Raw genomic sequence first — 14,274 nt, 5'->3', positions numbered from 1 at the left:
GACCGGTGGGAGGAGGCGGCGTGCCGTCGTACCGCGTGACGTCGACGGTCGGGCTGCTGCGCCCGGGGACCGCACCGCAGGACGTGCTCCCCGAGGCGGTCGCCGTGGCACGGGCGATGACGACGGTCGAGGCGCACGACGTCGGGGTCGTGCGGGGCGCGGCACGCGTCACCGTCCGCTTCGAGGCCGCCGGTGACGGCGAGGCCCGCCGCGTCGCCTGGGCCGTCCTCAGCCGTCTCGACGAGCTCGCGGAGACGTCCGACGGCCACCTGACCCGCCGCTACGGCAACCGCTGGCTCCCGCCCCGCCGCCCGCCGGGCTGACGGCATCTGGCAGCACGCGGGGCGAGGGCGTCCGGTCCGGCCACGGGGCGTGCCGGGGTGTCGCGCGGGACGCGGTCCGGCAGGCTGGGGCCGTGGTCAGCCTGGACGAGGTGGTCGACGACCTGTACGGCGGGTCGCTCGCGGACTTCGTCACGCGTCGGGACGCCGCCGTCCGCGAGGCCCGCGCCGCGAAGGACCGCGACCTCGCGCGCGAGATCGCGGCGCTGCGCAAGCCGACCCTCGCCGCGTGGGCCGTCAACCTGCTGGTGCGCGACGACCCGGGGCTCGCCGAGCAGATCCGCGCCGTCGGCGAGGGGCTGCAGGAGGCGGAGCGGACGCTCGACGGGCCGGCGCTGCGCGAGCTGACGACGCAGCGGCGCAAGCTCGTCGCGGGGCTCGTGCACCGCGCCCGCCGGATCGCGGCCGCCGCCGGGCAGAAGGTGTCCGAGGCGGCGGCCCAGGAGGTGGACCGCACGCTCAACGCCGCCCTGCTCGACCCGCGGGTCGCGGAGGCGGTCACCAGCGGGACGCTCACGCACGGGCAGGAGTACGTCGGCTTCGGGTCGGCCGACGGGGACGAGGAGACCCCGGGCGCCGACGCCCCGGACGCGGAGACCCCCGACGCGCAGACCCCCGACGCGGACACCCCCGACGCGGTCGTGACGCCGTTCCCCGTCGGGGGCCGGGCGGGGCGGGACCGGGCGCGGCGGTCCGCGGGCGGGGGCACGGGCCCGGGGGACGACGGCGGGACGGACGACGGCGGGACGGACGACGGGGCCGACGGTGACGGGGGAGGTCGTGGCTCGCGCCGCGGCTCCCGTGCCGGTGGGACGACCACGCGCCCGAGCGGGGGACGCACCCCGTCGGCGGCGCACGACGACGGCGACGCCGGGCGCCCCACCCGCGGACGCGGTGCGTCGCGGCGGGCGTCCGGGGACGACGACGAGGCGGCTCGCGCCGCCGAGGCCGAGCGCGCCGCGCAGGAGGAGCGGGCGCGCGCGGAGGCCGCCGAACGGGAGCGGCGGGCCGCGCAGGAGCGCGCCCGGCGCGAGCGCGAGCGGCTGCGGCGCCGCCACGAGCAGGCCGTCGCGGCGCGCGAGGAGGCGGAGGCGGAGCTCGCACGCGTGCATCAGCGGCACGACGACGCGTCCCGGGCGGAGCACGACGCCGCGAGCGCGCTCGAGGAGGCCGAGGAGGCGTCCGCCGAGGCGTACCGCACCGAGGAGGAGCTGGTCCGGCAGCTCGCCGAGGTGCGCCGCCGTCTCGCCGAGGCGCGCTCGGCGCTGCCCCGCGCCGACGAGGCGGTCATGGCGGCGCGGACGGCCGCCCACGAGCGCGAGAAGGCCCTGCGGGCGGTGCACCGCGAGCTCGAGCGCGCGCGCGGCGCGGCCGAGCGGGCGCACGCCGTCGAGGAGGACGCCGCCGACGCCCTCGCCGCGGCGCCCGCCGACTGACCGCCGGCGCTCCCCGGGCGGGGCACCGGGCCGGGCGACCCGGGGTGCGACCCCGGGCCCTCGTCCTGCCTCGTCGTCGCAGGTCCGGCCATGATGGCTCCGTGCCGACCGGACCCGACGACGCCGAGCTCGAGCTCATCCGACGCTCGGGCGTCGTGCTGCGGGTGGGCCGCCTGAGCCTGTCCGCCGGCACCGGCTCGTACCGGGTCAAGGCGTCGATGGCGCGGGTGGCGCGGGCCCTCGGCGTCGACCGCCACCAGGCGCACGTGACGCTGACGGAGATCACCACGACGTCGCACCGGGGCCGCTCGTTCCGCACCGAGGTCACCGAGGTGCGCAGCGTCGGCGTGAACACCGACCGCCTCGACGAGCTCGAGCGGCTGGGGCAGCGGCTGGAGGCGCACGCCCCCGTCGCGGTCGAGGAGGTGGAGGCCGAGGTCGACCGCATCGCCGCGAAGCCGCCGCTGTACCCGACGTGGCTCAACGCGCTGTGGGCGGCGGTCGCGTGCGCGGCGTTCGCGTTCCTGAACAACGGCGGCCCGGTCGAGGTCGTCGGCGCGTTCGTCGGTGCCGGGCTCGGACAGGGGCTGCGGCGCACGATGCTGCACCGCGGCTACAACCAGTTCGGCGTCACCATGCTGGCGGCGGCGCTCGCGGCGACGAGCTACCTCGGCTTCGTCGCGCTGCTGGAGGCCGCCGGCGTCACGGGCGGCGCGCACGAGTCGGGGTACGTCGCGGCCGCGCTGTTCCTGGTGCCGGGGTTCCCGCTCGTCACGGGCGCGCTGGACCTCGCCCGCCTCGACCTGTCCGCGGGCGTCGCGCGGCTGACGTGGGCCCTGATGATCTTCGTGTCCGCCGCGTTCGCGGTCTGGGCCGTGTCGATCGTCGTCGGCCTGAGGCCAGACCCGCCGACGGCCGTCGCGCTCGACCCCGTCGCGCTGCAGGGGCTGCGGGTGCTCGCGTCGTTCGTGGGCGTGCTCGGGTTCGCGCTCATGTTCAACAGCCCGTGGTCGATGGCGCTCGTCGCCGCCGCCGTCGCGGCCGTGCCGAACGTCCTGCGGATCGGCGCCGTCGAGCAGCTGGACTGGCCGCCGCAGGCCGCGGCGGCGGCCGCGGCCTTCCTCGTCGGGCTGCTCGCCGCGTGGGTCGCGCCGCGCCTGAACATCCCGCGGGTGACGGTGTACGTGCCGGCGGTGACGATCATGGTCCCGGGCGTCGGCGCGTACCGGGCCGTCTACCACCTGAGCAACGGCGAGGTGACGCAGGCCCTGGAGCACGGCGTCCCCGCGGCGCTCGTCGTCACCGCGCTCGCGGTCGGGCTCGCCGTCGCGCGCATGGTGACCGACCGCGAGTGGGGCTTCGAGCACTGACGCGGCACGCCCCGGCGCGGGGTCGGCGCGCGGGCGCTTTGGCGCCGGGACGCCCGGCGGGTAGCCTGTGCTCGTCCTTGGAGACGTCGCATAGCCAGGTCTAGTGCGCGGCCCTGCTAAGGCCGTGAAGGGGTCAACCCTTCCGTGGGTTCAAATCCCACCGTCTCCGCTGTCGCGAAGGCCCCCGACGAGCACCTGCTCGTCGGGGCCTTCGTCGTCCCCGGGGCGGCGCGCCGCGGCGTGACGTCCGTCGCATCCGGTGGGTGACCGGCGGATCCGGTTTGGGACCAGCGGCCCGGACCTGTAATGTTCTCTGCGGCCCGCAAGGGCCACGCGCCCGTAGCTCAACGGATAGAGCATCTGACTACGGATCAGAAGGTTGGGGGTTCGAGTCCCTCCGGGCGCGCAGCAGTGACCAAGGCCCAGCACCGCGACGGTGCTGGGCCTTCGTCGTCTCCCGGTCCGGACCACCGCGTCCCCCGCCGGTCGATGCCCGCGGACAGCGCTCGCCCGGGGCCGTTCACCCGTCTGCGCCGCTCCGTTTGCCGACCGTGTGCGCGCCCCTGACCCTGGGGAGGCCGGGACCTCACCCGTGCGCGACCGGCAGCAGGGGGCAGGTGACGACGACCCAGCCCGTCCCGGCGGTCCCGCGCCCGCCGGTGCCGCGTGCCGTGCGGGCCGCGCTCGTGGGCGGTGCCGTCGCGCTCGCCGTCGCCGCGGTGGCGACGGCCGGTGGGGACACGGCGCACGCGGTGACGGCCGGGGTCCACCTCGGGGTCGAGGTGCTCGCGGCGCTCGTCGTGCTGGCACGGTGCGTGACGGTCCGCACCGAGCGCCGGGCGTGGGGGCTCATGGCCGCGGCGCTGCTGCTGCACCCGGCGGCGGAGGTCGCGGCCACGGTCGCGCACTCCCGACCCGCGTCGGCGGGAGCCGCCGCGGTGGCCGTGGCGCTGCCGGTGGTGCACCACGCGCTGGCGGTGGGCGCCGTGGTGGTCGTCGTCTCCGGACGGCTCGTGCTGCGCCGGCCCGTGGTGTGGCTCGACACGGCGATCGCCGCGCTCGGCCTGTTCGCGGTGGGGGCGCTCGTGCTGGCACCGGCGGCCGACGGCGGCGAGGTGCCGTGGCTGACGCTCGCGCCCGTGGTCGGGGCGCTGGTCGTGCTGTCGGCGTTCGTGGGTGCGCTCATCGCGCTGTCCGCGTGGCCGTCGCGCGCGTGGTGGACGCTCGTCGGCGGCTTCGCGCTCGTCGCGGTGTCGTCGATCCTGGCGGCGGTGAGCGGCGGAGGGGCGCACGCGCCCGGGGACCCGGCCGACCTGCTCACGTCCGCCGGGCTGCTCGTCGTCGCCGGCGGCGTGTGGCTGTCCTGGCCGCCGCCGCGCGGCGAGGTCCGGTCGCTGCCGCGTCTGGGCCTGCCGCTCGTGTTCCTCGTCGCCGCCCTCGGGGTCGACGTGCTCGCTCTCGTGACGCCGGTGCCGGTGCTCGCGGCGGCGGCCGCCACGGCGACGCTCGCGGCCGGCACCGGCCGCCTCGTGATCGCGCTGCGCGTCGCGCAGCGGCTGGGGCACAAGGAGCGCGCGCTCAACCGCGAGCTGGTCCGCGCGCACGAGGCGTCGACGGCCGCGGCCGCGGAGAAGAGCGCGTTCGTGGCCAACATGAGCCACGAGATCCGCACGCCCATGAACGCGGTGATCGGCATGACGGACCTGCTGCTCGCGACCGACCTGGACCCGGAGCAGCGCGAGTACGCGGACACCGTGCGGCGCTCCGGCAACCTGCTGCTCGACCTCATCAACAACGTGCTCGACCTGTCGAAGATCGAGTCCGGCAACCTCGTGCTCGAGGACCACCCGTTCGACCTCACGGCGGCCGTCGAGGACTCCGTGAGCCTGCTCGCGCACCAGGCCGAGACGCAGCAGGTCGCGCTCGTCGTCGACGTCGACCCCGCGTGCCCGGCCTGGGTGCGCGGCGACGTGACGCGGCTGCGGCAGGTGCTCGTGAACCTCGTCGGCAACGCCGTGAAGTTCACGCGCGCCGGTGAGGTGCTCGTGCGCGTGGCGCCGGAGCCGCAGCGCCCGGGAGCCTTGCGGTTCGCCGTCGTCGACGAGGGCATCGGCATCCCCGCCGACCGCATGGACCGGCTGTTCCGGACGTTCAGCCAGGTGGACGCGTCGACGACGCGCCGGTACGGCGGCACCGGGCTGGGCCTGGCCATCAGCCACGCGGTCGTCGCGCTCATGGGCGGGGAGCTGACGGCGACGTCGCAGGTCGGGCGAGGGTCGACGTTCGAGTTCGCGGTGGTGCTGCCCGAGGTCGAGGGACCGGCCCGCGCCGTCCCCGCCGCGGTGACGGCCGTGCGCGGCCGGTGCGCCCTCGTCGTCGAGGACGACGACACGAACCGGCGGATCCTCGTCGCGCAGCTGGGCCGCTGGGGCATGACGTGCCGCACGGTGCCGGCGGCGGAGGACCTGCTCGGCACGCTCGACACGGCCGACGTGCCGGACCTCGTGGTGCTGGACATGCGGCTGCCCGGGGCCAGCGGCGCGCAGGCGGCGGCGCGGCTGCGCGCGCACCCGCGCTGGTCGCAGGTGCCGCTCGTCCTGCTCAGCAGCCTGGGGGAGGTGCTCGCCGCGCCGCAGCGTGCCGCGTTCGCGGCGGTGCTGACGAAGCCGGTGCGGGCGGCCGAGCTGCGCCGGGCCGTGACCCGCGCCGTCGCGGCGGACCCGGTCCCGGTCCCGCCACCGGCGACGCCGCCGCCGGCACCCGCACCCGCACCCGTCGGGGACGGCCCCCGGCTGCGCGTGCTCGTGGCCGAGGACGACGCGGTCAACCGCGCGATGGCACAGCGCCTCCTCGCACGCCTGGGGCACGACGTCGAGACCGTCGAGGACGGGGCGCAGGCCGTCGCACGCACCGAGCACGAGCGGTTCGACGCCGTGCTCATGGACATCCACATGCCCGTGCTGGACGGCCTCGACGCGGCACGCGCGATCCGGGCCCGTGGTGCGCGCACGCACCAGCCCGTGATCCTCGCGCTCACCGCCTCCGCGACGGCGCAGGACCAGCGGGCGAGCGCCCAGGCGGGTATGGACGGCTTCCTCAGCAAGCCGTTCCGCTCGCAGGACCTGCAGGACGCGCTGCTGCGCGCCACGGCCCGCGCGGGCGAGGGGGAGCGCGGCCGCCCGGTCCCGCCCGCGCCGCCCGCGGACCCGCGGCCCGGGACGGACGACCGGCCGGTGGTCGACGCACGCCTGCTCGCGCTCGCGCGCGAGGTGGACGCGGGCTCCGACGAGCCGCTCCTGGCGTCGTTCGTCGCGGAGTGCGAGCGGGGGGCCGAGGCCCTCGCGGCCGCCGCGCGGGCGGGCGAGCCGCCGCGGGTCGCGTCGGTCGCGCACCGCTGGCTGGGCGGGTGCGCCGCGGTGGGGGCGCTGCGCCTCGCGGGCCTGCTGCGCACGGTCGAGCGGGACGCCCGCGAGGGGCGCCTGCCCGACGCGCCGACGCTCGAGCGCGTCGGCGCGGAGGCGCGCGCGGTCCTGGACGCGCTCCGCGCCGCCTGAGGGCCCCGGCCCCGCCCGGCCCCGCCCGACCCCTGCGTTGGGCCGTCCGGGCGACGCGCCCACCCGAGGACGTGGGTGCTGCCACCCACCGTCGCGACGCCGGTGAGCCCCCTCACAGGTCCGATCCACCCGATCTGCCTGCCGGTGCCCCTTAGGCGGCGTTGACCCGCGGCCTAGCGTCCAGCAGGACGCACGTCCAGCACAGGTGGACAGGCCCGCCGGGGCCTCGGGGGGAGAACGTCGTGACGGTGGCAGACCGGCCGGGGGCCGCGGGGGACGCAGGACGACGCGGGCGCACACGGCGCCGGCGGGGGCTCGCGCACGTGGCGGCGCTCGTCGTGGCGGCGCTCGTGGCGCCGCTCGCGGTCGTGGGGCTCGCCGCGCCCGCGACGGCGGCGGAGTACCGGCCGTTCGCGCGGCAGTTCTCGACGAACACGAACGGCGACATCCTCCTCGCGGCGAACACGCTGATGACGTGCTCGGGCACCGGGACCGCGTGCACGGACGCCCGGTCCGGCGCGAGCAACGCGAGCAACAACGACCTGGCCATGACGTACGTCGACGTCGACGGCGCGGGCGGCGCGTTCAACTCCTCCTCGGCGACCCTGACGATCCCCGAGGGCGGCACGGTGCTGTGGGCGCGCCTGTACTGGGGCGGGCGCATCCTGACGTCCAACACGACCACCGCGAACCCCGCCCTGCGCCGCCAGGTGTCGCTGCAGACCCCCGGGGCCACGGCGTACCGGCGGGTGGAGGCGCCCGTCGGTCAGCTCGACGAGGCGACCCGCGACTCGTGGGGCACCGCCTACCAGGCGTACGCCGACGTCACCGACGTCGTGCAGAGGGCCGGCAGCGGCAGCTACACCGTGGGTGACGTGCAGTCGTCGGTCGGCAGCTCCAACCGCAACGAGTACGCGGGCTGGTCCCTGGTCGTCGCGGTGGCCGACCCCGCGGCGCCCGCGCGCAACCTCACGGTGTTCGACGGCTTCGGGTCGGTGAACAGCGGCGACCCGCTGCCGACGTTCACGGTGAGCGGCTTCGTCACGCCGCCCAACGGCGACATCCGCACGTCCGTCGGTGTCGTGACGTACGAGGGCGACCGCGGCATCACCGGCGACCAGCTGCGGCTGAACGGCGCGACCCTCGGCGCCGAGGGCAACCTGTCCGACGCGGCGAACCCGCTGAGCAACTCGTTCAACTCGTCCATCAGCCGCAACGGCGCGAACGTCACGACCCGCAACCCGGCCTACGTGAACCAGCTCGGCTTCGACGCCGACGTCTTCTCGGTGGGCAAGCCGATCATCAAGAACGGCGACACGAGCGCGACGATCACGCTCACCACGTCGGGCGACCAGTACTTCCCGGGCGTCGTCACGTTCGCGACCGAGCTGTACGACCCGACGCTGCTGGGCAACAAGTCCGTGGTCGACCTCAACGGCGCGCCGGTGCGCCCGGGCGACGTCCTCGAGTACACCGTGCCCGTCCGCAACGTCGGCCTCGACACCGCCGACGACAGCCGGTTCTTCGACGCGATCCCGACGGGCACCGCGTACGTGCCGGGCTCGCTGCGGGTGGACGGCGTGCCCGTCACGGACGAGCCGGGCGACGACGTGGGCGAGTTCGTCCGCTCCCCCCAGGGGCACGTGGTCGCGCACCTGGGCGCGGGCGCGACGGCGTCGGGCGGCGGTGCCATCCCGATCACGCCGGCCGGTGCGGACTCCCCGCACACCGTGACGTTCCGCGTGCGCGTGGGGTCGGACGTGCCCGACGGTGCCGACGTCGTCAACGCCGCCGCGATGACGTACCGGGGGCACACGACCCGCGCGGCCGCGTCCGCGACGACGAACGTCCTGCTCGACCCGGTGGTGGCGACCCCCGTCCCCGGCGCCACCGCGCCCGAGGCGGTGCAGGACATGGTGACGTTCCGGCCGCTGCCGGGTGCACGCACCACGACGGTCGCGGTCCTGGCGAACGACAGCGACCCGGACCGCGACCCGCTGCGGGTCGTGGGCGTGACGGACGCCGCCGGCGGCACCGTCACGGTGAACCCGGACGGCACCCTGACCTACGCGCCGCGTGACGACTTCGCGGGTCGCGACGTCTTCACCTACACGGTCGAGGACCCCAGCGGCCTGCGCTCGACCGCCGCGGTGCGCGTCACCGTGCTCAACGACGTGCCCGTGCCGGCGGCGGACTCCGCGACGACGGCGGGCGGCAGCGCGGTGGCCGTCCCGGTGCTCGCGAACGACCGGGACGCGAACGGCGACCGGCTCGCGGTCCGCTCCGCCTCGACGCCCGCGGGCGGCACCACGGCCGTCCAGGCCGACGGCACGGTGCTCTACACGCCGCGTGCCGGGTTCCGCGGCCAGGACTCCTTCACGTACGTCGTCGAGGACACGCGCGGCGGGTCGGACGTCGCGAGGGTCACGGTGACGGTCACGAACGCCGCGCCCGTCGCGGTCGCGGACGCGTACACGACGAACGCGGGCACCGCGGTGGACCTGGCCGTGCTCGCGAACGACCGCGACCCGGACGGGGACGCGACCTCGGCCGTGCTCGTCACCACGCCGTCGAACGGCACGGTCCAGCTGAACCCGGACGGCACCGGCCGGTACACGCCGCGCGCCGGCTTCCACGGCACGGACACGTTCACGTACCGCGTGGTCGACGGCTTCACCCCCGCCGCCCAGTCCGCGCCGGCGACCGTGACGATCACGGTGAACGGCGCGCCGGTCGCCCGTGACGACAGCGCGCAGGTGGCGGTGGGCGAGGACTCCGCGGTCGTCGCGGTGCTCGCCAACGACACCGACCCGGAGGGCCGCCCGCTGTCGGTCACGCCGGCCTCGCCGCCCGCGCACGGCGACGCCGTCGTGCTGCCCGACGGCCGGGTGCGGTACACGCCGACCACGGGCTGGGCGGGTGCGGACACGTTCACGTACCGCGTCACCGACGAGGGCGGCCTCACGGCGACCGCCACGGTCACGGTGACGACCGCGAACACGCCGCCCGTCGCGGTCGACGACGTGGCGTCCACCGCGACGAGCACGACGGCCCGTGCGGTCCCCGTGCTCGCGAACGACTCCGACGTCAACGTGGACGCACGCGTCCCGGGGCAGGCGCTGACGGTCGCGTCCGCGACCGCGGACAACGGCGCCACCGTGACCCGCAACGCGGACGGCACGCTCGACGTGACCCCGCGCCCGGGCTTCGCGGGCACGGTGACGGTCCGCTACGTCGTCGCCGACGGTGCGGGCGGCACCGCGACCGGCACGCTGCTGGTCGACGTCGCGAACGCCGCCCCGACGGCGCTGCCCGACGTGGCGGCCACCGACACGGGCGCGGCCGTCCTCGTCGACGTCCTCGTCAACGACAGCGACGCGAACACGGACGACACGCTCACCCTCGAGGGCGTCACCGATCCCGTCGACGCCGACGGTGCGGTGCGCGGCCGGGTGGTCGTCGAGGCCGGCGGCGTCCGCTACACCCCGCCGGCGGGCTGGGCCGGCACGGTCACCTTCGACTACGAGGTCGGGGACGGCCGTGCCGTCTCGACGGCGCGCGTCACCGTGACGGTCCGCAACAGCGCACCGGTCGCGGAGGCCTTCACGGCGACGACCGGCACGGACGCCCCCGTCCGCCTCGACGTGCTGGACCACGTCCGGGACGCGAACGTCCCCGGCAGCGACCAGGTGCTGAGCGTGACCGGTGCGAGCGCGGACCGCGGGGCGACGGTCGTGCGCGACGCCGACGGCTCGCTCACGCTGACGCCCGCGCCGGGCGCGAAGGGTGCCGTCACGGTCACGTACACCGTCTCCGACGGCGTCGACACGGCGACCGGGACCGTCACGGTCACGGTGCGCAACGCACCGCCCACGGCCCCGGAGCTCGTCCGCGCGACGCCCACGGGCACCGCGGTCACGGTCGACGTGCTCGCGCAGGTCACGGACGCCAACGGCGACGACGTGCACGTGGTGACGTACTCGCTGCCGGCCGGTCCGGACGGTGACCTCGCCGGCACGGTGCAGGGCAGCACGGACGGGCTCGTCACGTTCACGCCGGCCCCCGGCTTCGCCGGTCGCGCGTCCTTCCGGTACGTCGTGGCGGACGACGAGGACGAGGTCGAGGGCTGGGTGCGCGTCGACGTCGCCAACGCGGCGCCGGTCGCCGCGTCCGACACCGCGCGTACGGCCACCGGCACGCCCGTGACCGTCGACGTGCTGGCGAACGACACCGACCCGAACATCCCGGGCACGGCGCAGCGGCTGGCCGCCTCCGACCCGGTGGCGAGCGACGGGGCGCAGGCCGTCGTCGAGCCCGACGGGCGGATCACGGTCACCCCGGCGCCGGGCCACCGTGGCCCCGTGACGGTGACGTACACGCTGTCCGACGGCGCGGGCGGCACCGCGACCGGCACGCTCGTCGTGACGGTCGAGAACGCGGTGCCCGTCGCGGGCGACGACGGCCCGGTGAGCACCCCCACGGGCGCGCCGGTCCTGGTCGACGTCCTCGCCAACGACACCGACGCCAACACCCGCGACACGCTCGAGGTCGTGCCCGGCACGCTCGGGGTGCCGCGCGACGCCGACGGCACGCAGCAGGGCACGGTCGCGGTCGAGGGCCGCGCGGTGCGCTACACGCCGCCCGCCGGCTTCGCCGGCACGGTGACGTTCACCTACGCCGTCTCGGACGGCACGGACGCGGTGCGGGGGACCGTCACGGTGGTCGTGGAGAACGCCCCGCCCGTGGCGGTGCCGGACACGGTGCGCGTCCCCGCCGGCGGCACCGCCGTCGTGGACGTGGTCGCCAACGACACGGACCCGAACGTCGGGGCGACCGACCAGCGGCTCACGGTCACCGCCGTGCGCGCCGACCGGGGCGCGCGGGTCACGACCGGTGCCGACGGCCGCACGCTCACCGTCACGCCGGCACCGGGGTTCAAGGGCGAGGTCGCCGTGGCGTACACGGTCGCGGACGGCGCCGGCGGCACCGCCGAGGGCGTCCTGACGGTGACGGTCGAGAACGACGCGCCCGTGCTGCCGCCGGTGCGCGACAGCGTCGCGACGGCCCACGGCACCCCGGCGGTCGTCGACCTGCTCGACGGTGCGACGGACGCGAACGGCGACCCGCTCGAGGTCGTCGAGGTCGGGCAGCCGGTGGACGCCGACGGCACCCCGCGCGGCACGGTCACGGTCGTGCGCGGCGTCGCGACGTTCGCGCCGCCGGCCGGGTGGTCGGGCACGGTCACGTTCCGGTACGTCGTCTCGGACGGCACCGCCACGACCACGGGCACGGCGTCGGTGACGGTGGCCAACGGTGCGCCGGTCGTCGCGCCCGACGCGGCGACGGCCCGGGCCGGCGAGCCGGTGACGATCGACGTCCTGGCGAACGACGCCGACCCCGAGGGCGGTCCGCTGACCCTCGTCGGCGTCACGCAGCCCGCCTCGGGCTCGGTCGCGGTCGTCGGCGGCAGGCTCGTCCACACCCCGGCCCCGGGCTTCACCGGGACCGTGACGTTCACCTACACGGTGGCGGACGCGACCGGTGCGACGTCCACGTCCACCGTGACGGTCCAGGTCGTGGCGGCACCCGTCGCCGCGTCCACCGGTCCGCTGGCCCGGACCGGTGCGCAGCCGGCCGTGCTCGCCGGGGCCGCGCTCGTGCTGACCCTCCTCGGCACCGGGCTCGTCCTCGTGCGACGCCGGCGGGAGGCGGTCGCCCGCTGACGCGGGCGCACCGCGCGGGGCCCGGGGGACGGCACATCCTCCGGGCCCCGTCCCGTCCCCGGGCGGGACGGGCACGCAGGAGGGTCAGTCGGGGTCGTCCGGGCGGCGCCGCTCGAGCAGCAGCACGTCGCGCCAGACGCCCGCGCGCGGGCCGTGCACCATGCGGCCCAGCCGCTCGCGCCGCCCGACCACCCGGAACCCCACGGACGTGTGCAGGGCGATGCTCGCCGTGTTCTCGGGGAAGACGCCCGCCTGGACCGTCCAGACCGCACCGCGGTCCGCCGAGTCGAGCAGCGCGGTGAGCAGCGTGCGCCCGACGCCGCGCCCGTGCGCGTCCGGGTGCACGTAGACGGAGACCTCGACGACGCCCGCGTAGACGGCCCGGCTCGACGTCGGGCTGACGGCGACCCAGCCGAGCACGCGCCCGTCGTCGTCGACCGCGACGAACCGGTGGTCCGCCAGCTTGGCGGCGTCGAACTGGTCCCAGTCGGGCGGCTCCGGCTCGAGCGTCGCCTCGCCGGTGGCGATGCCGCGTGCGTAGATCTCGCGCACCTGCGGCCAGTGCGCGGGCTCGAGGGGGACGACGCGGACGTCCGGCGCGGACGGTCCGGGGGAGGGGGCGCTCACGCGCGCCATGCTGCCGCACCCGCCGGGCGCGGGCGCGCCCGGCCTGGCCGACGGTACAGATTCGGCTGTACTGTCGTGGCGTGGAGACCGTCACCCTCACGCACACGGCGGCGCTGGCCCGCCTCGGGCACGCGCTGTCGGACGAGACGCGCACGCGCGTCCTGCTCGTCCTGCGCGAGGCGCCGGCCTACCCGTCGGACCTCGCCGACGCCCTCGGCGTCTCCCGGCAGACGATGTCGAACCACCTGGCCTGCCTGCGCGGCTGCGGCCTCGTCGAGGCGGTGCCGGACGGCCGCCGCACCTGGTACCGCCTCGCCGACCCGCACCTGGCGCCCGCCCTCGGCGACCTGCTGCGCCTCGTCCTGGCCGTCGACCCGACCTGCTGCGCGACCGAGGGGTGCACCTGCACATGACCACGCTGCCCGTCCGCGCGGGGCTGCCGGCCGCCCGCCGCACCGTCCTCGAGCGGCGCGTGCGCCTCGTCGTGGCCGCGACCATCACCTGGAACGTCGTCGAGGCGGTCGTCGCCCTCAGCGCCGGCCGTGCCGCGTCCTCGAGCGCGCTCGTCGGCTTCGGCCTGGACTCGGTCGTCGAGGTCCTGTCCGCCGCCGCGGTGGCGTGGCAGTTCGCCGCACCCGACCCCCGCCGCCGCGAGCGGACCGCGATGCGGCTGATCGCCGTGTCCTTCTGGGGGCTCGCGGTGCTCGTCACCGTGGACGCGCTGCGCTCCCTGCTGGGCGCCGCCGAGCCGCACCCGTCGCCGGTCGGCATCGCGCTCGCCGCGCTGAGCCTCGCCGTCATGCCGTTCCTGTCGTGGTTCGAGCGGCGCACCGGGCGTGAGCTCGGCTCCGCCTCCGCGGTGGCGGACTCGCGGCAGACCCTGCTGTGCGCGTGGCTGTCCGCCGTGCTGCTCGTCGGCCTGCTGCTCACCGCGGGTCCGGGCTGGACGTGGGCCGACCCGGTCGCCGCGCTCGTCATCGCCGCCGTCGCCGTGCGGGAGGGCGTCGAGGCGTGGCGCGGGGACGCCTGCTGCGCACCGGCGGGGCTGCGCCGCGACGCCCCGGGTGCCGCGGGGGGCAGCGCCCCGGGCACCGCCGCGGACGGCTGCGCCGACGGGTGCTGCCGGACCTGACGCGTCCACGAGCCGCGTCCGCTCTGTACGGATACGTCCGCCACCCCCTAGCGTCGGGCGCGGCAGCACCGGCGGCGCCGCGCCGCCGGCA

8 protein-coding genes and 2 tRNA genes are annotated in these 14,274 nt (G+C 76.9%); 9 read left to right on the top strand and 1 reads right to left on the bottom strand.

The genetic code is table 11. The features are described 5' to 3' along the window. The first annotated feature begins 20 nt into the window (after positions 1 to 20). The 7 genes from GC089_RS16330 (at position 21) to GC089_RS16300 (ending at position 12,424) form a co-directional block, all read left to right on the top strand. On the top strand, positions 21 to 323 hold the full coding sequence (locus tag GC089_RS16330; protein WP_155378524.1) for a hypothetical protein: 303 nt from the start codon (positions 21 to 23) through the stop codon (positions 321 to 323). A 92-nt stretch (positions 324 to 415) separates the two neighbouring features. Further along, positions 416 to 1,777: a hypothetical protein gene (locus GC089_RS16325; protein ID WP_155378523.1), complete on the top strand. Its 1,362-nt coding sequence runs from the start codon at positions 416 to 418 to the stop codon at positions 1,775 to 1,777. 101 nt (positions 1,778 to 1,878) lie between these two features. Beyond that, entirely contained in the window at positions 1,879 to 3,147 is a 1,269-nt protein-coding gene (locus GC089_RS16320; protein WP_155378522.1) for a threonine/serine exporter ThrE family protein, read from the top strand. Positions 3,148 to 3,226: 79 nt separating this feature from the next. Next, positions 3,227 to 3,316: transfer RNA gene (locus tag GC089_RS16315), tRNA-Ser, on the top strand. 164 nt (positions 3,317 to 3,480) lie between these two features. Continuing rightward, positions 3,481 to 3,553, top strand: a tRNA-Arg gene (locus GC089_RS16310). A gap of 211 nt (positions 3,554 to 3,764) precedes the next feature. Further along, positions 3,765 to 6,701: a response regulator gene (locus GC089_RS16305; RefSeq protein WP_155378521.1), complete on the top strand. Its 2,937-nt coding sequence runs from the start codon at positions 3,765 to 3,767 to the stop codon at positions 6,699 to 6,701. Positions 6,702 to 7,024: 323 nt separating this feature from the next. Continuing rightward, positions 7,025 to 12,424: an Ig-like domain-containing protein gene (locus GC089_RS16300; protein WP_155378520.1), complete on the top strand. Its 5,400-nt coding sequence runs from the start codon at positions 7,025 to 7,027 to the stop codon at positions 12,422 to 12,424. A gap of 84 nt (positions 12,425 to 12,508) precedes the next feature. On the opposite strand, the gene GC089_RS16295 is transcribed toward GC089_RS16300, so the two are convergent. Continuing rightward, positions 12,509 to 13,051, bottom strand: a complete 543-nt coding sequence (locus tag GC089_RS16295; protein WP_230684894.1) for a GNAT family N-acetyltransferase — start codon at positions 13,049 to 13,051, stop codon at positions 12,509 to 12,511. An 80-nt stretch (positions 13,052 to 13,131) separates the two neighbouring features. Between GC089_RS16295 and GC089_RS16290 the strand changes: the two genes are divergently transcribed. Further along, positions 13,132 to 13,464, top strand: coding sequence for a helix-turn-helix transcriptional regulator (locus GC089_RS16290; RefSeq protein ID WP_230684893.1), 333 nt, complete (start codon positions 13,132 to 13,134; stop codon positions 13,462 to 13,464). Next, the gene (locus GC089_RS16285) at positions 13,461 to 14,183 is read left to right on the top strand and encodes a cation transporter (protein ID WP_155378518.1); all 723 of its coding nucleotides are present in this window, start codon (positions 13,461 to 13,463) and stop codon (positions 14,181 to 14,183) included. Before GC089_RS16290 ends, GC089_RS16285 begins: the two co-directional genes overlap by 4 nt. Positions 14,184 to 14,274 lie beyond the last annotated feature (91 nt).

The sequence above is a fragment of the Cellulomonas sp. JZ18 genome (assembly GCF_009720485.1).
Lineage (GTDB): Bacteria > Actinomycetota > Actinomycetes > Actinomycetales > Cellulomonadaceae > Cellulomonas.
This window is presented reverse-complemented; position numbering and strand designations above follow the sequence as displayed.